Below are 23,673 nucleotides of genomic sequence, written 5' to 3'. Positions count from 1 at the left end.
TCTGCTAGGAGTATAGAATAGAAATGGACTTAGTAGGTGTTGCCAATCGCTTTGGGTTGACCTCTTTGGGGAAAATCCCAATGAAAACGGAAGCGTTCGGTCGCTTCCGTTTTATTCTTGGGCAATGGATAAGCGCTGTAGGTTAGAACTTAGAGCTTATAAGCTTCGACAGTTTTGATTGTGGTCCAGTTGCTGTTGGCGTCTTGGATGAACTCTTGTGTGTTCTCCAGCCAGCGTTTTTGAACCGATTTGTCTAAGTTCAGATACAACTTCCCATCTTCCACCTTCCAAGCGAGAGGGTCGGTTTCAAACTTCTTACCCATGGCCACCCCAAAGGCGCAGTAACCGCCATATTGAGGGGCATAGGCTTCTGGATTGGCTCGAAATTCATCTCTGTTTTCACTGCTCGCAAAGTTATAGATCGCATTCTTATAGGTCGCTGTGAACTCTGATGTGCCTTTTACTGGGCCTTCATTGGCAAAGTAAGCCACTGGGTCATAGCCTTTGATCGCGATGTCATTGCTATCAACGCTCATGTCGATGTCTGCTGCCATGAGTGAAAAGCTGGTTCCTAGTAACGCGGCCAATAGAGTGATTTTTTGACTGGTCGATTTCATGTGTGACATATCAAGTTCCTTGTCAGTGTTGGTTATCTTGTTTGAAGTAATTTAGCCCACCCGTCCGGTCTATAGAGGGACAAAAGAACTTAAAAGTAAGCGAATCGTTCGGAGGATGCATGGATCTGCTTTCACAACTAATGGAACACTTCTCGATACGTACCGGTGTTTTCTACTCTGGCAATTTGTGCGGAGTGTCGTCATTTAAGCCGCAACAAGGTAAAGAAGGGCACCTTCATGTATTGAGCGCGGGTGAATTGACTTTGTCTAGTGCGCACACGGAGTACAGGCAACTGTCACAGCCCTGCATTATTTACCTTCCGAACAGCACACCACATGTGATTGAAGGCGTGGGAGAAGGTGCTGAGGTCGTGTGCGCGAACGTGGAGTATCGTTCTGGACAGATGAATCCTTTATTGTCGGTTCTGCCTGACGTGATAGTGATTCCCCTTGAGGAGGCACCTAACTTAATGCCAGTGATCGAGGTGTTATCTAATGAGTCGAGCCAAGAATCGTCGGGGCAGCAGTACTTAATGGACAAATTGAGCGATGCCTTGATGGCTTTGATTTTCCGCCATCTCATCGAACAGCAGAAAATTGATAGCGGCGTTTTCTCGGCGCTTGCTCACCCGCGATTGGCTCCTGTGGTTACGGCTATTCATCGATTACCTGCTCGTCATTATTCGATTGTCGAAATGGCGTCACTGGCCGCGATGTCTCGCACTCAGTTTATTGAAGCGTTCAAACGAGAAGTGGGTGAAACGCCGGGAGATTATGTGCAAAAGTGGCGAGTCTCTGTGGCTCAATCTCTGTTATTGCAAAATAAGCCGATCAATTGGGTCGCTGATGAAGTGGGTTACAACAGCTACTCAGGATTCTCACGTGCTTTTCAACATGTTGCCGGAGTGTCGCCGCGCCTTTGGCTAAAGCAAAATGCGTCGTGAAACGCCAGGCAATCCCCACCCGATTTATGGCTATTCGTATCTGGCTGGTCTATGTTTTAGCGGAAATTGTATGTAGTTTGTTCTTTTATCGGAAGAGGGTGTAAAAAGGTGGACTTTATAAGCTTGTTGTAACATCCTGCCCGTCCTATTTTATCTAGACACCTATGAGACGAAGTGCCTGCTGAACATTATTCAGCCTCCCGTATCTCATTAAAGTATTAAGGAGTTCAACTTGAACCTATTTGTAAGAGACCTTACCGTTATCGATTCTTCATACATCTGTGAACACAGAGGGGTCGTAGGAGATAGTTGGATTTTAGATGTCACCATGTCTGGTGAACTTAATGAAATGAGTATGGTGCTGGATTTTAGCAAGGTCAAAAAGCAGATCAAACAGCTTGTCGATGAGCATGTTGATCACCGTTTGCTGCTGCCAATGCAAAGCGCTGCAATTGTTCTTCAAGCGAGCAAAGCGGGCTACTCTAAGGTTGATGTGCTGCGTGGTGACAAGAGCCTTCATCTACATTGCCCTGATGAAGCATATTGCTTGATTGATGCAGAAGCGATTACTATCGAGAGTGTGACCGCACACGTTTACAATATTCTTCGCGATAACCTACCAAGTAACGTCACAGGGTTAGAGATCACCCTTCGTCACGAGAACATTAATGGCGCGTTTTACCACTACACTCATGGTTTGAAAAAGCATGATGGCAACTGCCAACGCATCGCCCATGGTCACCGTTCTCCAGTAGAAATCGTGGTTGATGGTCAGCGTGACGAGCAACGCGAACAAGCATTTGCTCAGCGTTGGGAAGACATTTACTTAGGTTCTAAAGAAGACCAAGTTTCTGTTTCATCACTTAACCTGAGTGAAAACGCGAACAGTGTTAATGATGAAAGTCACTATGGCTTCCGTTACACCGCGCCACAAGGCGAATTTGAGCTAGCGATTGCTAAGAGTGAGACGGAAATCTTGCCGACCGATACCACGGTGGAATTACTTGCGGGCTATATTGCGGATCAAGTTGAGCCTAGCCTAGCAGAGAACCAATCACTACAAATCGTCGCTTATGAAGGTGTTGGTAAAGGCGCAATGGCGTTCCGATAACACTTCAACGAGTGACACAGTCTCGTTACTGACATGATGAAATAAAGGCAAGATAATCCGTTATCTTGCCTTTATTTTTTGTGGCTCTTTAAAACTGATTTAGCGGATAGTTTTAAGAACAAACACTAGCGAAGTAGCACGCGTCGCAGTGGTGTTTTCTCGATCCCAGCAACCAACCCGAAGCTCAACAATACGGTGCCAAAAAATACCGTAAGGTCTTTTGCCAATTCCGTAATGCCTAAGACTCCACAGACATTGAACAACACGATAATGATCAGCAGATGGCAGACGTAGATACCCAGCATGCGATTTGAAATGGCGCGAACCCAAGCGTAGTTACCCATGTTTGGATTAGCCAAAAGCCACATAAATACGCCCATTCCCCATAGCGCCGTGCCAAACAAGAAATCATTCATGTTGAATCCGACGTCGAACGTGGTGAGCCATGCCGCCTCAGCAAAGTGAATCAACATGCCTAACGCTAATAGCCCCAACGCTTTAGTTGATGACACCTTCCATTGATTCTGACGAATAAGGAAACCTAAGGTCACCATTAACGTGCTAAAGAACGGGCCATTACGCGTGAAGAAGGGTGCTTCTAACCCGGTTAGCGTTGCGTAGCTGCCTGCCAAAACACCATAAACGTAAAGTACAATAGCCGCCGGTAATAGCAATTTGTCGAGTTTCATTTCGACTATCAAAGCAATGATCAACACTGCACATACGAGAGCGGGAATAAACCATAAATGAACCAATCCACCCTCTAAGAAAGAATTAAGCGGCGTGTTCATTAAGAAACCCCAATAGCCTTGGCGCTCACCCAGGTATCCAAACTCTTCTACCTTCGCGAGGTTGAATGGCATCACTAGGCAAATGATGCTCCATGCCAACCAAACCTTAAGCAGTGGTTTAGAGTAATTAATGACGGTTTGCCACGGGGATACAATCAACTTGGGCTGAATAAGATAACCGGAAATTAGGAAAAACAGAGGTACCGCAAAACGAGCGGTTTGGTTGAGTACATAACCGATCCAAGGCACTTCATCTATTTGCCAATAAGTGAGTGCCATTTGACCGTGTAAACCAATGATCGCCAAGATAGCAATCACTCGGCCTAACTCGATACTGGCGATGTGTTGTGAAGGCGTATGTTGAACGGAAGACATATCAGATCTCTTAGTAAAATTTTTACGAAATCTAGCAGTCTTTATGCCCACCCAGTTAGTACTAAATCAAGGCTTATGACCTTTGTTTCAAGGCTTGTGTCGGTTTTTTGAAGCCTGTCGCAGCTATATTAAATCCATTGCAGTAAGTACAAAAATACCGAGAGTACAAGTGATAAGAGAAACAACAGTAGTAAGCGCGATGATGTTAGCCGCCAGTGTTGAGTTTCCTCCCATCGCACGAGCCATAACGTAGCTTGCCGCTGCCGTTGGTGCTGCGCTCATCAAGAAGATAAGCCCAAGATCGAGCCCTTCAAATCCTAAGTACCCAGCCGCCAATGTAATCAGTAACGGTGAGGCAATTAACTTGTAGCTAGAGGCAAACCACGTCGATAACTTTTCTTGTTTGAGCGAGCTGATATCGAGCGACCCACCGGTACATAGTAGTGCTAACGGCAACGTCATGTTGGCAAAGTATTGACCAGCGTCAGTGACCATTTTTGGGATAGGGATAGAAAGCGCATAGAAGACGACCGCTAAGAAAATAGCGATGATCAATGGGTTTTTGGTAATCGACTTGGCGATTACTTTAATCGCTTTCGCGCCAGTGTCTTCGCCTTTGGGTGTCAGTGTAATCACGGCTTGAATGTTATACAGCACGGTTAGGGATGCGACATAGATAGCCGCCAATGCCACGCCTTGGTTGCCATAGATATTAGCCACATAGGCGAGGCCGATGATCGCGGTATTAGCGCGAAATCCACCTTGGACAATCACACCTTGATCTTTCGAACCTTTAAATACTAACTTGGTCGAGAAAATCGTGAACAAGAAAAAGACAAAGTTAGCGATGACGCCAAAGGCAACTAACGCGCTACTGGCTGAAAAGTTGTGATTCGATTGAACAATACTCAGAAATAGCATTGCGGGCAGGGTGACTTGAAATACCACCTTAGATGCGACATCAATGAAATTGTCATTGATTAAGCCGATTCGCTTGAGCATCACACCAAGAAACAGCATTAAACAGATAGGGCCTGTTACCGACGCCGAAAACGCAAACTGTTCCCAAAGTGTGTTCATTGTTTTTCCTTTGTTAGCCGATTTCAATTTCCTTTGAATATTGTCGCATTTTTCCACAATTCTTTGATAATACAAAATGAATACCAAAGGTTAAGTAAAAAATCTTGAAAAAAAGAACGAACGTGCTAAAAATAATGTATCAGATTTATTATTGGTGAATAATGAGCAAGGGAAAGATAACCAAAGAGTATATTTTGAGCCATGCATTCGCGCTTGCGAGTGAGAATGGGCTTGAGAGTTTGACGATTGGCGAGTTAGCCAAGCAGTGTGGCATGTCTAAGAGTGGCTTGTTTGCACACTTCAACTCTAAAGAAAACCTGCAACTCTCTGTACTCGAGTATTCCAACGCCATATTCACCGAAAGAGTCATCATTCCCGCAAGAGAGCTGGGAGATGGTGATATTGAAGCGAAATTGAAACAGCTGCTCGACAATTGGCTGGGCTGGAACCATTCATTCCAAGGCAGTTGCATGTTTATTGATGCATGGAAAGATGCGGGCAGTGAAACGTCTGTGATTCAGAAAGCACTGCAGAAAACCATTTCAGTGTGGATTGATTACTTGACGATTCAGGTAGCAAAAGCGGTTGAAAGCAAACAATTCAGAGCCGATTTAGACCCGAAACAGGCAACCTTCGAGTTGTACGGTCTTTATTTAAGTGCGAACTTGTTCTACTCATTACGAGGCCAACAAGCCAGCCACACGCATTTTTGGAGTGGTGTCGAGCGCTTGGTAGCCAGTTGGAAAGCGGTTTAATACATACAGCAGGTTAACTCGCAAATCATGTGAGTCTTGTTGAAGTAAGGTTTACAACAAAATTTTAGAGAAGTGGTGGTAAGCGATGATAAATCGCAGTAGCGCCATTTTTTATATCAACAAATAGCACGGTCGTTCGATTTTTAGGGCCGAGCTCGATCCGCCAATGATGATGGCGATACAAGGAACGGTCATGAGTGACAAAATCTACTTTAATACATCGAACAAATTCAGCTTCAAGCGCAGCTTAATTGGCGCAACAACCAATCTGCATTATATCTTAGCGCCGAGCCATGCGAAGAAAACGGCACGTAAGCTGCTGCTCACCCCGATGCGTACCGAGCAAAAAAATGCGGATCCACAAGGGCTTATCAAGAGTGAAATCGAAGGTCGTGATGGCGTTATAAAAACGTATTCTTTGGGTACGGGGCCCGTTTGGGTACTGACTCATGGTTGGTCTGGCACCGCGAGTCAATTCTTTCCTTTAATGGAACACATCGCTGCTAAAGGTTTTACTGCAATGGCTTACGATCATCCTGCTCATGGTGGCAGCGATGGCGTACATGGTCATATCCCTGCATTTGTGAACGGTTTGGAAGCTGTTCTCGATTCGGTAGGTGAAGTAGCTGGTTTAGTTGGTCACAGCATGGGTACTGCTTCAGCGTTGGAATGTAAGCACGTTAAATTAGAAAACAAACCTTTGTTGCTCATTGCACCTGTGTTGGATTATCTAGAAAACCTATTTGGTAGCGTTGCGCGTTCTGGTTACTCAATGAAGTTGTTTGAGGCGGTCGTAGGTGAAGTGGAAGAGCAGTTTAACTATCCAATTCAGTCTGTTGATCCCTATGGAAAGCTAGCGCTTCGTGAGTCTCAGACGATCATTGTTCATGACGAGCAAGACAAGTTTACTAAGTTTGATGTGTCTCAGCGTGCTGCTAATGAAATGGGTCGCGTTACCTTGATTGCGACTCAAGGACAGGGTCACGGGCGAGTAATGAAGTGCCCACAAGTATTCGAGAGCTTTGATAACTTAATTGGCTAAGCCCAACGAGCGCAAGTCAGTAGAACGCCAGTAAAAAGATCGTAAGCTCAAAGCTCAGAAAACATAAATAAAAAGGCCAACCAGACAGTATCTGGTTGGCCTTTGTTTTAGGGATTTAGTTGATGCTTAGTCAGTATTTAATTAAGCACTATTTTTAGTTAGCAGCTTGCAGGACCGATCTCTTTCCACACGCCCCATTGGCCTGTCGTTGTTGGATCTTCACCGGTTGTCCACCATTTCGCTTCCCAAACCTTACCGCCTTGAGTTACTTGGTCGCCGCCAGTGTAGACCGCACTTGAATCCCAAGCGTTAGTACACGTACCGCCGCCTGTGGTTTTCTTAAGAACGTTCACTGAAGTAGCCGCTACCGATGTATCAGTGCCATCGCTGACCGTTACAGAGAAGTTCAGCGTCGTATCTTGCGTGTATTCCGCCGCGACAAAGCTCACTGAAGAACCTTGAATCGTTGCATCAATACCAGCAGGCATATCCCACGTGAAGGTCAATGTGTCTTGGTCAGCATCGCTCGAAGCCGAAGCATCAACCACGACTACGTCACCCGCATTAACTTCAGCCGGAGCCGTAACCACAGCAACTGGTGCTGTATTGACTGGGCCTGTGTCTTTAGGAGTTACCGTTACAACAACGGTGTCAGTTGCAGTAGCGCCTTCGTTATCAGTTATCGTTAGGCTGAACGTGAGTGCTTCTTGTTGCGCGACTTCAACCACATCGAAGCTTGCAACAGCCGCAGTCGCGTTCGCCAGCGTTACTGCCGTGCCGCTTACTTGTGACCAAGCATAGCTCGCAATCGTACCGTCGCTGTCTTTTGAAGCGCTGCCATCTAGAGAAACAGAAGCTGGGCCTTCAACGGATTGGTCGGCACCTGCTGCTGCAGTTGGTTTACGGTTTACAGGATCGGTGGTGCCACCTGCTAGACCTTCATGCATTGCATTTAGGATATCGCCGTTATCTGCATCAATTTCCCAAGAGAATAGACCTGCAAGACCAAGACTACGAACGTACGCGCCTTTTGCTTTTACCGAGCGGTCATCATCAAATGTGATTAGCTGACCTGAGGTGCGGTTCCATACGTAAGGCGCTTCTGCCATTTCGTCGTAACCGTATTCGAAGCCATTGATACCTTGGTTATTCGCACCAAGCATGTTCGCCTTAATGCCTTTGTAGTCGATAACGCCATCTTCCCAGACGCCTTGCGCAGAGCTACCTTTCAGTTTGCCGTTACCAACACCTGTCATAGGGTCGCTAGGATCCGAAAGTGATGAGGGTAATACACCTTCCCAACCACGACCGTACATTGCTGCACCTACGACAAGCTTGTTAGCTGGAACGCCTTGTTCGAGCAGCAATTGGATGCCGTTGTCCGTTGTGTAAGCTGGGCCTGTGTATGGTTTGCCATTTTCATCAATGCCTGAGCCATCACACTGACCAGGGCGCATGAAGTTACCGCAGTGTAATGCTGCTTGGTGACCTAATACGTTGTTCCAACCGCCGTAGAAGTCGTAAGTCATCGCAAAGATGTAATCCATGTATTGGATAGCATCGCCGTAGTTCACGTCTTCAATTTTATCGTGGCCAACACCTATCGCAGATGTTAGCTCGTAAGTACGGCTATTTTCTGCTTCTAGCTCATCGAGCATCGCACGTAATTCTGCCATCAGTGCAATGTAGGCTGGGCCATCATTTTCTGGGTCACCAAGCTCTGGCGCAGCACCGCCACCACCTTGGTATTCCCAGTCGATATCTACACCATCGTAGAATTTCCATGTGTTTAGGAATTTTTTAACAGATGCAACGAAGGTGTCACGGTTGGCTTTGGTTGTAAAATCAAAGAACGGGTCAGATAATGTCCAGCCACCAATTGATGGGATGATCTTCAAATCAGGATTACGCTGTTTGAGCGCCATCATCATTGCGTAGTTACCCTTGATCGGTGAGCTGTATTCGTGACCCGCTTGAGGGAAGCTCTTCTGGAAAGCCGCCCAAGGGTCATGGATCACCACCTCGTAATCGTTAACGCCCTGACATGCCGTCATGAGTGCGTTGTAGCTGTTACCACCTACTGATTTAACTGATTCGTTCGGACCACAAATTGGGATGAAGCCATAAAGGATATGGGTCAAGTTGTCAGCGGGTAGGTTATCTACCGTGTAGTCACGACCATAAATACCCCATTCAACAAAGTAAGTACCTACTACCGTGTTTGGATCTGTGTTGTATGACTTGTTGTTTGGATCCACATTCATCGCAAGTGGCGCTAAGTGGGAGCCATCGGTATCTGCGATGGTGATTTTAGCGGGTGCGCTCTTGCTACAACCAGTTTCGTCACACGCTTCAATTTCCATATCGAATAAGCCGCCTTGGCCGTATTCGAATGAGGCCGTGGTTTGGCTGCCAGTGATTGGGCCGGTGGCTACTTTAACGCCATCAAAGTAGATGTTGTACGTGTTTCCTGACGTTCCGCTCCATTGGTTGAACTTGACGTCGACCTTCGCTTGGTCGTGATATTTCACCATCTGGTTGTAGCCAGAGGTGGTTTCCATCGCGAGTTCAATTTTAGAAAATTGCAGGTTATTGGAACCGTACATGTCGATGCTAGGTGCTGTTGGAGCAGCTAATGCTGTACCAGATAGCGCTAGAGCAATGCTTGCAGCACAGGTATTTATACGAATCATACTATTTCTCTCATTCCTTGAAGATTACGAGAACCAATTGGCCCCATAAACGGCTCCAATCAGTTTTGAAGGAGCTTCCCAGTCAGTATTCGAGAGAGTTTTAATTTCATAACTGAAAATAAATCCGTTTTCGATGGACAACTAAAAAATTGTATCTTGTTACAATTCTGTTGCTTAACGAATGAGAGGCTGAGTCCATGTTTTATAAAATAAAACATCCTTCAGTAGGAAAATCTCACAAGTGAAAATTCACGACATGAAGTTATGAAAAGGTGCGACAAACTATAAGAAAATACTGTGAATTGAAGCAGAATCACAAAGTGAAGTATGTTGAGCGGGCGTGTTCGATCGACGAGTAAACTTGAAGGCGAATGCTGCTCTGAGTATGGAGAAGCGAGGGTTATCTTTTGAATTGCTCAGCTAAGGAAGCGCGTCGTTGTTGCATGACACTATGGGTATCACCAGTCGCAGTATCTTCGTAGCCTTCTTTAATAAATTGCTGAGATGGTACGCTTGGCTCTAATCGCTTTAAGCGAGGCGAATCGTAAGTACCACTGATGGTGTAAACGGTGGTTCCAGAGCCAGTGTTGATCGTGACGATCTTCCCGTCAAAATCGAATGAGGTAGTGATAAGACGATGATTCATCATCACACCGTTTTCTGAAAGTGTCAGGATGTCGGTGTTGTAAGGTGGCGCCGCAATCTCTATCCATGTGCCATAGACGTTGCTTGGGCTGACAGATTGCTGGTGGGCTTGGTAAGCAAAATAGCCGGCGGTGAGGGCAACCATAAAGCCAGCTAATAGGAAGCCGTAGAGTAACGAGTTGGCAAATAGATCTCTGCTTTTAGTCGGCTTTTTTGCCATTATCTCTTCATTTTTCGACTGATATTGTTTTAGATTCTATTAACTAAAACCTTAGTTTGCAAAAATTGTTCTAAGAGTTAGAAGCAGGATCGAATGTTCAAATAAATTTGGTTGCGTTAGTGGTTTTTAGCCTTGCTCCTCAGTATTTACGTTATCAATGAAAGCGAATTCCAGAAATGCTTAAGCTATGCGTATTTATTTCTTGTAGGAAAGTCTCGAATTGGTTAAAACAATTATCACCTAAATTTACGCATAGGCTTACTCAGTGAGCTCAATAATTGCAATTTGAAGATAACAAGGAAGTACAATGATTAAAGAAAACACATACTTTGAAGGTGGCGTTAAGTCGTTAGCGTTTAACCAGTCTGGTGCTGATGTGAGTGTTGGTGTAATGGCAACTGGTGAGTACACGTTTGGTACTGCGGCTCCAGAAAAGATGACCGTTGTTAAAGGTGCTTTGATTGTAAAGCGTGTTGGCGATGATGATTGGACGACATACCAATCTGGTGAGTCTTTTGACGTTGCGGGTGATTCATCATTCGACCTACAGGTAAAAGAAGCGACGGCTTACCTGTGTGAGTACTTGTAATCAGAACTAAATTTGTTCAACCAGGGCATCGTTTGTCTCTGATTGAATAGAAAAAAACCACGCTCTAGGAGCGTGGTTAAATAAGTGATAGTAACCGGCAGTGGATAGTGTCACTTGTTTTTGTAGTCATCAAATGGATGACCAAATCGTTGTTCGTTACAAAATCTCTTCAATCTTCAATCTTCAAAGCTCAAAGCTCAAAGCCAAGATATCAGTAAGTCTCAAACACACCGTTGTTGTAGTCTTGAATTGTCTGTTCAATCTCTTCCATCGAGTTCATGACAAACGGACCATAGTGCACAACGGGTTCATTAATCGGTTCACCAGAAAAAATCAGTACCCCTGAATCTTCTAAGCTACCCAAAGACAGCAAGTCAGCTTTAGTGAGCAGCGCAAGTTGACCTTGGTTGATGACTTTGTCGCCGATCTTAATACTGCCTCGGTACACGTAAGTCATGGCATTGTGATCAACTTTAGTCCCTAACGCCACTTTTTGCCCAGAATGAGAGCGCCAATCCGCAACGCTTAATGGCACACCTGTTTTCTGTAATGGACCCTGCGCTCGTAAAGCCTCTGAATCATCGTCAGTTTGGTTGTACAGTTCAAACCCTCCGGCAATCATTCTCAACAAACCACTTTGTTCACTTTGATGTTCCGCGATGCTTTCATTTTGGAAGTCGTGATATTGCGCTGGCTGCATTTTGTGTGCCGCAGGTTGGTTTATCCAAATCTGAAAACCATGCAGCGCGCCTTCTTCCATCATTGGCATTTCGCTGTGAATGACACCACGGCCTGCGGCCATCCACTGTGCGCCACCGCTGCGCAGCTCTCCAACATTCCCCATATGGTCTTTGTGTTGGAAGTGACCTTGGAGCATGTAAGTGAGCGTTTCTATCCCACGGTGAGGGTGTGGAGGAAAGCCGCCAACATAGTCTTTGCTTTCATCCGATTTAAGTTCATCAATCATCAAAAATGGAGAGAAGCGCGTGTTATTAAAACCCGTGAGTCGTTGGATTTTGACACCATCACCGTCTGAGGTAGCATGCGCTGCAATCACATGATCTACTGCTCTTATATTCGTCATTTTGAAACCCTCATATACTTGAATAGCTGTAGTTTATGTAATTTGATTGAAAAAGAAGATGGCACAGCGTTGAGTGACTTATTCGAAAATCTTGAACAGGTAACAATATGAAATTATGTCTATACTTGAATAGAGAGTAGACCGCCAAGGAGGCCGCTATGGCAGTTCAGCAAAAACATGGCGAAAGGCATGGTCGGATGGGTTTTGATAACGACTTTACAACGGAGCAAAGTCAGCGTTTTACAGAAGTTGCAAACAGCGCGGTTAAACGCCGCGTCAAAAAACGTGAGATTGAAGCACCGTTTATTCAGTCGGCTAAGCAAGCTGCTTTTAAAACAGTGGTGAGGCGACCTAAAGGTAATAACCCAAACCGAACACGGCAAGTCATATGGATTATTATGATCGGGTTAGTGAGCCTTTGGCTTATGTACCTTGCAGGTTAGCAGCGCCGCTAAGTTATAGGGCTGGCTAGCGTTGACGGGTTTTTAATAGCGTAACATTGTTCCCTTCGACCTTTGCTTCAAGACAATCTTCAAGTTCAGAAGAATCTGACCCTGAGCAGGTTAGATTCGTAGGTAGTTCTTCTATCAAGGTTGATACTGGGTTGTCGTGATAATAAGCGTATCGGTTTTTTCCTGAATGCTTGGCGACATACATCGCTTTATCAGCACACCTCGTCAGCTCATGTAATTCTTGGGCGTCTTGTGGGTATAAAGCAACCCCAACACTTAGCGTCAATTCCTTGATTCTCTCGTTTGTTTGGCAACCACTTTCGAACAGCCCGCAAATCCTATCTAAAATACCGTCTAGATCTTTACGAGAGGGTACATCGTAGAGCATTAAAACAAACTCGTCTCCAGCAAAACGCGCAATCGAATAATCGTATTCATGGCTTTTTCTGTCTCGGGTTCGAATATTGTTGCTCAAGCGATTGGCAAAATGCTGCAAGACACTGTCTCCGACGTCGTGTCCGTAGCTGTCGTTAATGCCTTTAAAGTCATCAATATCCAAAAAGACCAGTGCGGTAAGTGATCGCTCACTATCCACCGTAATTAATTTTTCTGTCGCCCAGCGTTCAAAGCTCCAACGGTTAGCTAAGCCGGTAAGTTGATCTCTGTAGGCCAGATCTTCGATGCCTTCTTTATACAGACGTTGGATATAACTGACGGCTTTGGTGTAGTAATAGGCGGATGTGTGGCACACCAAGCTCATGGTAAATAAACTAAGAATAAATCGATGGGTACTGTTAAAGGGTAAAGAAAAGTTGTTTGGCATGGCGGTAATCAAGGTGCTGATAAACAAGCAAAATGAGGTGCTGAAGATAATACCAATTCTGAAATCATTAATGAAAATGACCGCTGCTAGAATTGGGTAGAGCCAAAGTATTCGGTCGGGGATGGCGTGACTGTACAAGAATAGGATGACGCCCTGTACAAGAAGAACACTACTCAGAATCAATTCGGAATAATCAGAGTTGGCTACTTTTCTCACATAGAATGCATTGGAGATGGCAATAATCGCGAAGCACAGCTCGAAAATTGAAAGGGTATAGTGTTGGCCTTGGAAGTAAGCCCAAGTATAGAAAATGAACAACGCAGCGGCAGTCAGTGAAAAGGAGTGGACAATTTTTTGTTTACGGGTGGAGCGTATGTCCGCCATTTCTTCTAGGTGTCTGCCGACCAGCCTTTTCATGTGATTTGTGCCAAAGATTTTGATAATGGTGTTAATAGTAGATTAAATAATGAGCTATGCGGAGGTTTAGATAGCTATTTAGTGTGATTGTACTCAAGGTTTCATATTAAAAAATAATCGACCGGTAATTAATCGTGATGTGTATCACTGACGGTGCAGACCCATTCGAAAATGAGACTATCAAGGTTCGAGTTATAAGAAGCGGCTTAGCGATTATCTACTTGCTTTCCAGAGAGTTACTCAACATAGTTTGTTGGTAAACAAAACTTAGAGAGGCTCATAATGTTAATTACCTTTAGTTGCAAGGCCCATGCTAGCGTCACGATGTTTGGGGAAGTCGGTCTTCAGTTCATCAAGATGCTTGGGCATAGCGGTACCGTCCCAGGTGCCATTGATGCTTCAGAAGTTTCTCAAGCTCTGGATAATTTACGTGCTTCGATCGCCTCTGAGCAGAGCAAGCAGGTAGAGCAAGAAAATACTGATGACGACAATGAAGAAGAGGTTGTTGAAGCGCCTGTTAATCTCGGTAGCCGAGCGTTCCCACTGGTTGAATTATTAAAAGCCGCGATCAAGGATGAATGCGAAGTGATGTGGGAAGACGGCAGCGGTAAACGACTGTAGTACGATTCGTAAAAAGCCTATTGGATCTATTTTAATAAGCATGAATGTTGAGTCAGTATCGGTCACACCTTGGGGTTTGATGGTGATGAATCGATACTGGCGCTTTGTTTGTTGCGCAGTGTTTGGCTTGTTTCTGTTTGTTTAAAAGGTTCATCAGCCTTGAGATGAGTTACTTTTGTTATCGTAATATCAACCCATAACAGATCGTAAACAAAGTGATGCTGTTCACGCTTTCTGGACTCACGATTCTGAACTAAGAGTTTTTCCTAGTTATTCTAAGACCCTCTCTCATGCGGTCGATTTTTAGACTCCTTATTATTTCACGGTCAACTAACAAAGAATGCATGGTCGCAATTATGCCGTGCAGACCTCACAAAAAATAAGAGAGTTCACAATGTTAAAGTTCCTAGATCAGGTTCGAAAACCGACGCTGGATCTTCCGGTCGAAACCAGAAGAAAAATGTGGTTTAAACCATTCCTGCAATCTTACCTAGTGGTGTTCATTGGTTATCTAACCATGTATTTGATCCGTAAGAACTTCAATGTCGCACAAAACGACATGATTTCTACTTATGGGCTATCGATGACGGATCTAGGTCTTATCGGTCTTGGTTTCTCAATTACTTATGGTATTGGTAAAACCGTCGTTTCCTACTACGCCGATGGTAAAAACACTAAGCAGTTCCTGCCATTTATGCTTGTCCTTTCTGGTATTGCCATGTTGGGCTTCAGCTTCAGTATGGGTGGCGGCAGTGCTAGCTTATTCATGATGGTTGCCTTCTATGCATTGAGTGGCTTCTTCCAAAGTACAGGTGGACCTTCAAGTTACTCAACCATCACTAAATGGACGCCTCGTAACAAGCGTGGTTCTTATTTAGGCCTTTGGAATATGTCACATAACGTGGGTGGTGCAGGTGCTGCTGGTGTTGCTCTGTTTGGTGCAAACTACCTATTTGATGGCAACGTGATTGGTATGTTCGTGTTCCCATCGATCATTGCGATTGTGGTTGGTTTTATTGGTATGCGCTTTGGTAATGACTCTCCAGAAGCATACGGCTTAGGTACGGTTGAAGAGTTGTTTGATGAAGAAGTCAGCGAAGAAGATACCGCTGCTGAAGAAAATCAAATGACTAAGAAAGAGATCTTTGTTGAATACATCCTTAAAAACAAAGTGATTTGGTTGCTCTGTTTCGCGAATATCTTCTTATACATTGTTCGTATCGGTATCGATCAATGGTCTACCGTTTATGCGTATCAAGAGCTAGGTCTATCAAAAGAAACCGCGATTTCAGGTTTCACGCTGTTTGAAGTTGGGGCACTGGTCGGCACGCTAATGTGGGGTTATTTATCTGATCTTGCGAATGGACGCCGTGCTCTAGTTGCTTGTGTATCGCTTGGGTTGATTATCGTTTCTCTAGAGTTCTACCAGCATGCAACAAGTGAGTTCATGTACCTAGCATCCCTGTTTGTGCTTGGCTTCCTAGTGTTTGGCCCTCAGTTGCTGATTGGTGTTGCTGCGGTAGGTTTCGTGCCTAAGAAAGCAATCAGTGTTGCGGATGGTGTGAAAGGCACATTTGCTTACTTGATTGGTGACAGCTTTGCAAAACTTGGCTTAGGTATGATTGCGGACGGAACACCTATTTTCGGCTTAACAGGTTGGAAAGGAACGTTCGCTGCACTAGATACCTCAGCGGCTATTTGTATCGTATTGCTCTTGTTCGTTGCCGTTGCAGAAGAGAAGAAGATTCGCCAAGCAAAGAAAATGCACTTAGCGGCTCAAAACGCCTAGCTTGTCTCGCGGACTTGTTTTCGCAAGCACAGTTTCGGGTAGATAGTCTCACGTGCTTTATTGCTTTAAAGCACGTGAGATCATACCAATCGTTAGTTCGATTCAGTATCATCTCTATCAATAAACTTAATTTTATATAGCTCCTGTTGGGGCTATTTTTCTTTCTTACTCTTAATTTTGGTTAATATCATGATTAATGTTGCGCTTGTTGATGACCACGTCATTGTTCGATCTGGCTTTGCTCAATTACTAAGTCTTGAAGCTGATATTACGGTCGTGGGTGAATTCAACTCTGCGGCAGAAGCTCGTCTCGGACTGCCAAGCTGTCACCCTGATGTCGTGATCTTGGATATCTCAATGCAGGACGAAAGTGGCCTGAGCTTATTGGAAGAGATTCCATCTGGCATTGCCAGCATCATGTTGAGCGTTCATGACTCTCCGGCGATGGTTGAGAAGTCATTAGAGTTAGGAGCCAAAGGTTATCTCAGCAAGCGCTGTAGCCCTGATGAGTTAATCCAAGCCGTACACACGAGCGCAAATGGTGGCTGTTATCTCACGCCCGATATCGCCATAAAGCTTGCGACACCCATGAAGAATAAAGCCTCTTTAAATCAGCTCACCCGCAGAGAAAGCGAAGTGTGCCAGTTATTGGCGACAGGGCTCGATGTAAAATCTATCGCTGTTGAGCTCGGGGTTAGCCATAAAACGGTGCATGTACACCGTGCCAATGCGATGGACAAACTCAATGTTAAGAACAACGTCGAGTTAGCAAAACTGTTTACACAAGACCAGTACTAATGCGTTCTTACCTAGCCACCTCCCTATGTGGGGTTTTTATGGCTGGCTGTGCATGGTTCTGTTTATGGGTTATTGCCTTCTATTTTATTAATGACCCTGAGTTAGCCATTCTGCTTTTCCCGTTTTCACTTCGACTGGGAATGACGCTGCACACTCGCATTCACTATTGGCCTGCTATCTATGTTGCAGAGTGGGGGCTTGCGATCGCTTTAGCTCTGCTACTTGATGAACCTCAATGGCTGACGATACTCATCGCCAGTGGACTGAGTATTCCTGCCACGCTAATTGCCAAGCGTTATTATTCTGGTGATCAGAATCGTCATTTGTTAGTGATGGCAAGCTTAATCATGGTCACCGCATCAATTAACGTTGCTGTGGTGGGTTCTCATGTACCAGCCGTTTACATGGTGTGGTTAGCGAGTATCACGGGTGGACTGATGCTGGTGCCGATGTGTTATCTGGTCTGGAACTATCTATTCCAAAATAAGTGGGCGCCACTGAGCTCTTACTTAATCCATAATGTTGTAGAGTTTAAAATCCGGCACATCGCTTTATATAGCGTCTTGTTGGTGGCCAGTATTTTGATACAAACCAGTTTGCCTGATGAACTAAGGCGCTTCGCCCCGTTCTGTATGGCTATCCCTATTATCTTGCTCGCTGTTCGTTACGGATGGCAAGGCGCTCTGCTTGCAACAATGTTAAATAGTGTCGCGTTGATTGCTGCCCACAGCGGAACATCCAAACTCGAAATTACCGACTTACTCTTGTCTCTATCTGCTCAAACCATCACAGGTATACTGCTTGGCCTTGCGGTTCAAAAGCAGAAAGATCTCAACTCCAAATTGCGGAGCGAGCTCTCTAGGAATCAAAATCTTTCACGTCAGTTAGTTACCGCTGAAGAATCGGTTCGTCGTGATATTGCGCGTGAACTGCATGATGAAATCGGCCAAAACATCACGGCAATTCGTACTCAGGCAAGCATTATTAAACGCGTCGATGCCGCTGAGATGAGCGTTCGCTGTGCGGGTACCATTGAATCATTATCTTTGAATGTTTATGACACCACCAAACGTCTACTTACAAAACTAAGACCTAAGATGTTGGACGATTTGGATCTAAAAGATTCTGTGGAACAGCTTATTCGAGAGATGGAGTTTTCTGATCACGGCGTTGATATCCAGTTAAATTGGCAAGGTGATTACTCGTGTTTGAGTGACACGCTTAAGGTCACTATCTTCAGGCTGTGCCAAGAGTCTCTAAACAACGCCTCTAAATACGCCAACGCGAGCGAAATCAGAATTGAACTGATTTTAGATGATCAGGCTTATCTTCGGATCTCAGATAATGGCGTTGGTTTTACAGCGCAAGACCTTCTCAAAGGAATGGGGGTTCGTGGTATGCAAGAGCGTGTTCAGGCGCTCGGCGGCAAGATGACAATCAACGCTAATGGCTCATCTTCGGGTACCAATATCAGCGTTACATTACCTAAAGTGTGAGAACGAATATGTTTGGATTTCTGCGCTCAACAACGTCAAAGAGTGATGATCTAACAGATGATGAAGTCAATCAGAGTTATCGCTACTGGCGTCTTCACATCATGATAGGTATGTATGTCGGCTATGCGGGTTTTTACTTCACTCGTAAAACCTTTAATTACGCCGCGCCTGCTATGATCACCGATCTTGGTTTGGACAAAGGCGATATCGGCTTAATTGGCACGCTATTTTATCTTTCTTATGGCTTATCGAAATTTATCTCAGGCACGATATCGGATCGGTCGAACCCTCGTTACTTCATGGGGCTTGGCCTAATCGCGACTGGTCTGATAAACATCGCGTTTGGCTTTTCGAGTTCGTTAGCGGCTTTTATCTCGCTATGGGTTCTGAATGCATGGTTCCAAGGTTGGGGCTGGCCATCGTGTTCCAAGTTATTGACGACTTGGTATTCTCGCTCCGAAAGAGGCTTTCGCTGGGCAATCTGGAATACAGCACACAACGTTGGCGGGGCGCTTATCCCTATTCTTGTGGGTTATCTAACGCTGCAGTTCAGTTGGCGAGCTGGGTTTATCTGGCCGGGTGTGATTGGTGTTTTTATCGGTCTTATCGTTTGCTGGCGCTTACGTGACAAGCCCACCACCATGGGACTGCCGACGGTAGGAAAGTGGCGTAATGATCACCTAGAATTAGCGCAAGAGAGCCATGGGCAAGGGTTAAGCTATCGAGAGATCCTGAAAACCTATGTGTTCAGCAATAAGTACATTTGGTTACTCGCCTTTAGCTATGTGTTGGTTTACATCGTAAGAACGGCAGTTAACGACTGGGGCAATTTATACCTCACCGAAGAACACGATTACAGTTTGATCAACGCCAACGCTGCCTTGTCTCTGTTCGAGATTGGTGGTTTTGTTGGTTCACTTGTTGCTGGGTGGGGATCGGATAGGCTGTTTGGTGGTAACCGTGGCCCGATGAACATCCTGTTTGCAATTGGCATCTTCCTTTCGGTTTCGGCTTTATGGCTTATGCCTTTAACCAACTTTGTGTTTCAAGCCGCTGGGCTGTTTTGTGTAGGCTTTTTTGTTTTTGGCCCTCAAATGCTTATTGGCATGGCGGCGGCGGAATGTTCACATAAAGACTCTGCCGGGGCGGCGACAGGTTTTGTTGGCTTGTTTGCTTATATGGGAGCAGCACTTTCTGGTTACCCATTAGCACTCGTTCTAGAAACTTACGGTTGGAGTGGGTTCTTTATTACCATCTCGACTTGTGCGGCCGTTATTGGCTTGCTGTTACTGCCTTTCCTACAAGCTCAATCACCTCAGAAAAGTGCAGAGGTTCGCTCTGGCTTTTAAGGGGCTTCTTCGTCAATAAGATAGCTGCTAATGGTCCTCTGGTTATTGTGCAGCTATCCTATCTTCAGCGTTTTTTATACGTAGCATTCAAATGTGACTCTTTTCACGCTTTTCATCGATCTCACCTGTTTCTAAGAATTTTTCCTATTGCGTCTAAGACCTCATCTCATGTGGGTTCTAGCTGCTCTCTGTAGTCTTTCTAATTATTTACGTTATTAGAATCAGCTCTCTGAATTGTGTTCAAAGGGCTCACTACGGAAAACGCCATGTCACTCAGCCACTTCTCAGAACACTCATTTTTCCCAATGGAAAACACCATCCAAAATTATGCATGGGGGAGCATTTCTTCGATACGTGAACTGTTTGGCTTTAAGAATGAGTCACAAGAGCCGCAAGCGGAAGTTTGGATGGGAGCGCATCCGAAGGGTTGCTCAATGGTTAAGCTTGACCAACATTTGGTGCCTCTATCTGAATTGATTAACAAGAATAAACCCGCTTATCTATCAAGCGATATTGCGCAGGAGTTCGGTGAGCTACCGTTCTTGTTTAAGATCTTGGCTGCAGAAAAAGCGTTGTCTATTCAGGTTCACCCAAACAAGCAGCAAGCAGAGGTTGGCTTTGCTAGAGAAGAGCAAGCAAGAATCCCCCTAAACGCAGGGCATCGTAATTACAAAGACTCGAACCACAAACCTGAATTGGTTTACGCGATCACTGAATATCAAGCGATGAATGGCTTTCGAGAATTCGATGAAATATTAGGGTTGTTCAGAAAGTTGGATTCGAGCGAGTTGGCTGGTTTGGTTGAAGAGTTTGGTAACAATCTTGACTCTCTAGGCTTAGAAGCATTTTTCCGTGATCTGTTAACTCTAGATGACCAACGTAAACATCAAGCATTAGAGCAACTTCTGACTTACGCAGCATTTCATCAAGACCAAGCTGAGTTTGCTTTGGTTACTGAGCTTAGCCATCAGTACCCGAACGATATCGGTTTGTTTTGTGTTCTGCTGCTTAACTTGATCACATTGGAGCCGGGTGAAGCGATGTATTTGAATGCGAACACTCCGCATGCTTACATTAAGGGAACTGGGCTTGAGATCATGGCAAATTCAGACAACGTGTTGCGAGCAGGTTTAACGCCAAAACACATTGATGTCCCTGAGTTAGTCGCGTGTACAGAGTTTACGCCAATCCCGTTCGAATGCTTACTATTAGCACCCTCAAAATTAGGTCAATGTGATCGCTATGATATCCCGGTCAGTGACTTTGATTTCAATATTTTTCATAGCCCAAAGCAAGAAGAAGTCATCACAAGTGGTGCTGAAATCTTAATGGCAATCGATGATGATTTAACGTTAATGAGTCAGAAAGGTGAACACCTAACACTCACCAAAGGGCAATCGGTATTTATCCCTGCCTATATTGGTCATTACGAATTGAGCAGTAATGGGCGAGTGGCTAGGGCGTTTAATTAGGGGAGCTTGTGGTCTAGATCGAGCTCCATCCCCACAAAATCATCATCTGCTTCATCAACAACGTGATAGCCAAGCGATTGATAAAAGTTAATAGCACGAGCATTACTTTTAAAACTCGATAGAGTGACTTGGTTTCGTTGCTCTTCCATGGTTCTCTTATGTATGAGAGCCATGACTTGCTTGCCAAGCGAACGGCCTTGGTATTGAGGGAAAATGATCAGCAGATGAATATGGTATGCGTTGTCATAAGGCTTAAAGCAGGCGAGTCCTACTCTTTTATTTTCGCGATATATCCAATGAAACCAAGAGGGATGGTAATCGTTTAAAAGTCGTTGGCGTTGGAAGTTGTCATCCCAGCCGAAAACGTCATCTACGTGTATGAAAAGACCTTGTTTAACACACGCAAATAGTTCTTCGAATTCAGAATTTGAAACGAGCTGGAGTTGTATATTCTCTTCTTTCATTGCCACTTTGCTTCCTTATCAAACGCCTTTGAATAAGCAAACAGTAACATAACTGAAGAGGACGAATTAGCTTTTGATTTTACGATGTTATAAAACCAAAAAGCCACGCGTAGTGCGTGGCTTAAAATAGAGTTTTGGACTGATTTTTCTATACGATCTTAAGCGCGTGATGGCGTGTGAGCTGTTTGTGTAGCGAGTCTTTTAGCTCCATGCGTTCTACTTTGAGGTTGTGCATGCTGTCGTCATCGATAGGGCTGCCAGAGATTTCTAGCTGACGGATGTCGTAGTCGAGTTGGTGGTATTTCTGCATGTCTGCTTTGAATTTTTCGTCGTCGTGGTTGAGCTGAACAATGTCTAATTTAAGATCTGGGAAATCTAAGATAAAGGCATGGTTTTCATTGAGCATTGGCACTTCCTCTCTAGTCGAATTTTTAGGGCGTGTTGATCTTTCGAGCTTGTTTTTGCGGCGAATTGCTGGGTATTTCTACAAGGCAGAGGCTTTGATGTGTAGCTAGCCTACATGAGAGGCCGATAACGTAGTAGAAATAACCAGCAAACGCTGCCCGAAGGGTTCGGCTAAAAGCGTTTTACTCTTTGTTGAGGGAGATTTGCTTAGAATGACTAGGCTACTTCTCCCTCGCCGCGATTAAAACGCTTTTATCTCGAACAAAATCTAACCGCGGAAGGTCAACACGCCCTGACAGTATAGAAGTAATTTTTCGAAAGAAATGTGGTTCAAAACACAAAGCCGTAAAGCGATCAAAAAAGGGCGCAAACTCGTGGGATTATCCTCGAACTTGCGCCCTTTTGTATGTATATAGCTAACTATTTATAGTTGTATGTTTAGAACTATAAGAGTTTAAAGCAGAAAGTTTACTTTGCTTTCTTGCCAGAGCGTTGCTGCTCTTTGTGTGCAAGCTTCTCTTTTTTGCGTTGCTCGATAAGGTGAGCAGCTTCGCCACCTACGTGAGTTTCGCCACGAGCATTCGACAGTTGAACTTGCTTTTCACGTTCACGGAAACGGGCTTTCTGCTCGTCGCTGTGCTTATCAATACATTTAGGACAGCTTACGCCTTTCTCGAAGTGTTCAGAGGCTTTGTCTTCGTCAGTGATTGGCAGGCGACACGCGTTACACACATCGTAACCGCTCTTTTCTAGCTGGTGGTTTACTGCAACACGACCATCAAATACGTAGCAGTCGCCTTCCCACATGCTCTCTTCTTCTGGTACTTCTTCTAGGTACTTAAGAATGCCGCCTTCAAGGTGATAAACCTCATCAAAGCCTTGCTCTTTCATGTAGGCTGTTGATTTTTCGCAACGAATACCACCAGTACAGAACATCGCGACTTTCTTGTGCTTCTTAGGATCAAGATTTTCTTCAACGTACTGAGGGAATTCACGGAAGGTTTCTGTGTTTGGGTTTACAGCATTTTTGAAGGTGCCGATGTCCACTTCGTAGTCGTTACGAGTATCAACCAGAATCACATCAGGATCAGAGATCAATGCGTTCCACTCGTTTGGTTTCACGTAAGTGCCGGCAACATGGCGTGGGTCGATGCCCTCAACACCCATGGTTACGATCTCTTTCTTAAGCTTAACCTTGGTGCGGTTGAATGGTTGTTCTTCGTTGAACGACTCTTTGTAAACAACATCCGCCAAGCGAGAATCTTGTTTGAACCATTGAAGAAGGGCGTCGATCGATTCGCGTTTACCTGCAACGGTGCCGTTGATACCTTCACTCGCAAGTAATAAAGTACCGCGGATTTGGTTGGCTTCTAACACGTCGGTTAGTGGCTGGCGAATTTCTTGGTAATCATCAAGTGCTACGAATTTATACAGAGCACATACAACATATTGAGACATGGTTTTTCCTTTCTGCGAGCTGGAACGTAAATCCAGAGCGGTTGCCTGTTTTGATCAGAACTGAGTATTTCAACTTAGTTCTGTCTTGTTGGCTTATTAAAATCAGGCGCAGTATAACCAAGGCGGTGCGGGACAAAAACCAACCAAACGTAGGGCTATATAACATCATTTTTGGTGTGGCTT

Annotated in this window: 23 protein-coding genes; 13 read left to right on the top strand and 10 right to left on the bottom strand. The window is 44.8% G+C overall.

What is annotated here, in order from left to right:
• Positions 1–23 precede the first annotated feature (23 nt).
• The gene (locus HRQ85_RS26365) at positions 24–146 is read left to right on the top strand and encodes a hypothetical protein (protein ID WP_301540139.1); all 123 of its coding nucleotides are present in this window, start codon (positions 24–26) and stop codon (positions 144–146) included.
• 3 nt (positions 147–149) lie between these two features.
• Here the strand turns inward: HRQ85_RS26365 and HRQ85_RS01120 are convergent, their stop codons facing one another.
• Positions 150–626: a YHS domain-containing (seleno)protein gene (locus HRQ85_RS01120; RefSeq protein ID WP_172378433.1), complete on the bottom strand. Its 477-nt coding sequence runs from the start codon at positions 624–626 to the stop codon at positions 150–152.
• Between the two features lie 110 nt (positions 627–736).
• Here HRQ85_RS01120 and HRQ85_RS01115 point away from each other — a divergent pair, with 110 nt between their 5' ends.
• Positions 737–1,561 carry an AraC family transcriptional regulator gene (locus HRQ85_RS01115; protein WP_172378432.1) on the top strand — a complete coding sequence of 275 codons (825 nt, stop codon included), beginning with the start codon at positions 737–739 and terminating at the stop codon, positions 1,559–1,561.
• A gap of 232 nt (positions 1,562–1,793) precedes the next feature.
• The gene (locus HRQ85_RS01110) at positions 1,794–2,672 is read left to right on the top strand and encodes a 6-pyruvoyl trahydropterin synthase family protein (protein ID WP_059018022.1); all 879 of its coding nucleotides are present in this window, start codon (positions 1,794–1,796) and stop codon (positions 2,670–2,672) included.
• A 125-nt stretch (positions 2,673–2,797) separates the two neighbouring features.
• On the opposite strand, the gene HRQ85_RS01105 is transcribed toward HRQ85_RS01110, so the two are convergent.
• Both HRQ85_RS01105 and HRQ85_RS01100 read right to left on the bottom strand, forming a co-directional pair.
• A complete protein-coding gene (locus tag HRQ85_RS01105) occupies positions 2,798–3,838 on the bottom strand; it encodes an acyltransferase (protein WP_172378431.1) in 1,041 nt (346 codons plus the stop codon).
• 123 nt (positions 3,839–3,961) lie between these two features.
• Complete coding sequence (locus HRQ85_RS01100; protein WP_172378430.1) at positions 3,962–4,918, bottom strand: AEC family transporter; 957 nt, start codon at positions 4,916–4,918, stop codon at positions 3,962–3,964.
• Positions 4,919–5,079: 161 nt separating this feature from the next.
• On the opposite strand from HRQ85_RS01100, the gene HRQ85_RS01095 reads away from it, so the two are divergent.
• Complete coding sequence (locus HRQ85_RS01095; RefSeq protein WP_004732750.1) at positions 5,080–5,673, top strand: TetR/AcrR family transcriptional regulator; 594 nt, start codon at positions 5,080–5,082, stop codon at positions 5,671–5,673.
• 193 nt (positions 5,674–5,866) lie between these two features.
• Positions 5,867–6,715: an alpha/beta hydrolase gene (locus HRQ85_RS01090; protein ID WP_029221922.1), complete on the top strand. Its 849-nt coding sequence runs from the start codon at positions 5,867–5,869 to the stop codon at positions 6,713–6,715.
• A gap of 158 nt (positions 6,716–6,873) precedes the next feature.
• On the opposite strand, the gene HRQ85_RS01085 is transcribed toward HRQ85_RS01090, so the two are convergent.
• Positions 6,874–9,408: a glycosyl hydrolase family 18 protein gene (locus tag HRQ85_RS01085; protein ID WP_172378429.1), complete on the bottom strand. Its 2,535-nt coding sequence runs from the start codon at positions 9,406–9,408 to the stop codon at positions 6,874–6,876.
• Positions 9,409–9,808: 400 nt separating this feature from the next.
• Positions 9,809–10,273 carry a DUF2850 domain-containing protein gene (locus HRQ85_RS01080; RefSeq protein ID WP_017065063.1) on the bottom strand — a complete coding sequence of 155 codons (465 nt, stop codon included), beginning with the start codon at positions 10,271–10,273 and terminating at the stop codon, positions 9,809–9,811.
• Between the two features lie 307 nt (positions 10,274–10,580).
• Between HRQ85_RS01080 and ppnP the strand changes: the two genes are divergently transcribed.
• Positions 10,581–10,862 (top strand): pyrimidine/purine nucleoside phosphorylase, encoded by a 282-nt coding sequence (gene ppnP, locus HRQ85_RS01075; protein WP_019820174.1) that lies wholly within the window; start codon positions 10,581–10,583, stop codon positions 10,860–10,862.
• A gap of 211 nt (positions 10,863–11,073) precedes the next feature.
• Here the strand turns inward: ppnP and HRQ85_RS01070 are convergent, their stop codons facing one another.
• Positions 11,074–11,946, bottom strand: coding sequence for a pirin family protein (locus tag HRQ85_RS01070; RefSeq protein ID WP_172378428.1), 873 nt, complete (start codon positions 11,944–11,946; stop codon positions 11,074–11,076).
• Between the two features lie 158 nt (positions 11,947–12,104).
• Between HRQ85_RS01070 and HRQ85_RS01065 the strand changes: the two genes are divergently transcribed.
• Entirely contained in the window at positions 12,105–12,389 is a 285-nt protein-coding gene (locus HRQ85_RS01065; protein ID WP_048614058.1) for a hypothetical protein, read from the top strand.
• Positions 12,390–12,414: 25 nt separating this feature from the next.
• Here the strand turns inward: HRQ85_RS01065 and HRQ85_RS01060 are convergent, their stop codons facing one another.
• Positions 12,415–13,605: a GGDEF domain-containing protein gene (locus HRQ85_RS01060; RefSeq protein WP_123300935.1), complete on the bottom strand. Its 1,191-nt coding sequence runs from the start codon at positions 13,603–13,605 to the stop codon at positions 12,415–12,417.
• 315 nt (positions 13,606–13,920) lie between these two features.
• On the opposite strand from HRQ85_RS01060, the gene HRQ85_RS01055 reads away from it, so the two are divergent.
• The 6 genes from HRQ85_RS01055 (at position 13,921) to manA (ending at position 21,163) form a co-directional block, all read left to right on the top strand.
• A complete protein-coding gene (locus HRQ85_RS01055) occupies positions 13,921–14,259 on the top strand; it encodes a DUF1840 domain-containing protein (protein WP_123311514.1) in 339 nt (112 codons plus the stop codon).
• 394 nt (positions 14,260–14,653) lie between these two features.
• Complete coding sequence (gene uhpT / locus HRQ85_RS01050; protein ID WP_172378427.1) at positions 14,654–16,048, top strand: hexose-6-phosphate:phosphate antiporter; 1,395 nt, start codon at positions 14,654–14,656, stop codon at positions 16,046–16,048.
• Between the two features lie 189 nt (positions 16,049–16,237).
• A complete protein-coding gene (gene uhpA / locus HRQ85_RS01045) occupies positions 16,238–16,846 on the top strand; it encodes a transcriptional regulator UhpA (protein WP_017061545.1) in 609 nt (202 codons plus the stop codon).
• The gene (uhpB, locus tag HRQ85_RS01040) at positions 16,846–18,342 is read left to right on the top strand and encodes a signal transduction histidine-protein kinase/phosphatase UhpB (RefSeq protein ID WP_172378426.1); all 1,497 of its coding nucleotides are present in this window, start codon (positions 16,846–16,848) and stop codon (positions 18,340–18,342) included. The genes uhpA and uhpB overlap by 1 nt, the downstream gene beginning before the upstream one ends.
• 8 nt (positions 18,343–18,350) lie before the next feature.
• Entirely contained in the window at positions 18,351–19,691 is a 1,341-nt protein-coding gene (locus tag HRQ85_RS01035; RefSeq protein WP_172378425.1) for an MFS transporter, read from the top strand.
• A gap of 266 nt (positions 19,692–19,957) precedes the next feature.
• Positions 19,958–21,163, top strand: a complete 1,206-nt coding sequence (gene manA / locus HRQ85_RS01030; RefSeq protein ID WP_172378424.1) for a mannose-6-phosphate isomerase, class I — start codon at positions 19,958–19,960, stop codon at positions 21,161–21,163.
• Here manA and HRQ85_RS01025 read toward each other — a convergent pair.
• The 3 genes from HRQ85_RS01025 to trhO form a co-directional block, all read right to left on the bottom strand.
• Positions 21,160–21,612 (bottom strand): GNAT family N-acetyltransferase, encoded by a 453-nt coding sequence (locus tag HRQ85_RS01025; RefSeq protein ID WP_172379328.1) that lies wholly within the window; start codon positions 21,610–21,612, stop codon positions 21,160–21,162. The two genes, manA and HRQ85_RS01025, sit on opposite strands and share 4 nt — an antisense overlap.
• Before the next feature lie 163 nt (positions 21,613–21,775).
• Positions 21,776–22,033: a YdcH family protein gene (locus tag HRQ85_RS01020; protein WP_009846137.1), complete on the bottom strand. Its 258-nt coding sequence runs from the start codon at positions 22,031–22,033 to the stop codon at positions 21,776–21,778.
• Between the two features lie 467 nt (positions 22,034–22,500).
• Entirely contained in the window at positions 22,501–23,490 is a 990-nt protein-coding gene (gene trhO / locus HRQ85_RS01015; protein WP_172378423.1) for an oxygen-dependent tRNA uridine(34) hydroxylase TrhO, read from the bottom strand.
• Positions 23,491–23,673: the final 183 nt, after the last annotated feature.

The organism is Vibrio sp. Vb339 (assembly GCF_902751245.1).
Classification (GTDB): Bacteria; Pseudomonadota; Gammaproteobacteria; order Enterobacterales; family Vibrionaceae; genus Vibrio; species Vibrio coralliirubri.
This window is presented reverse-complemented; position numbering and strand designations above follow the sequence as displayed.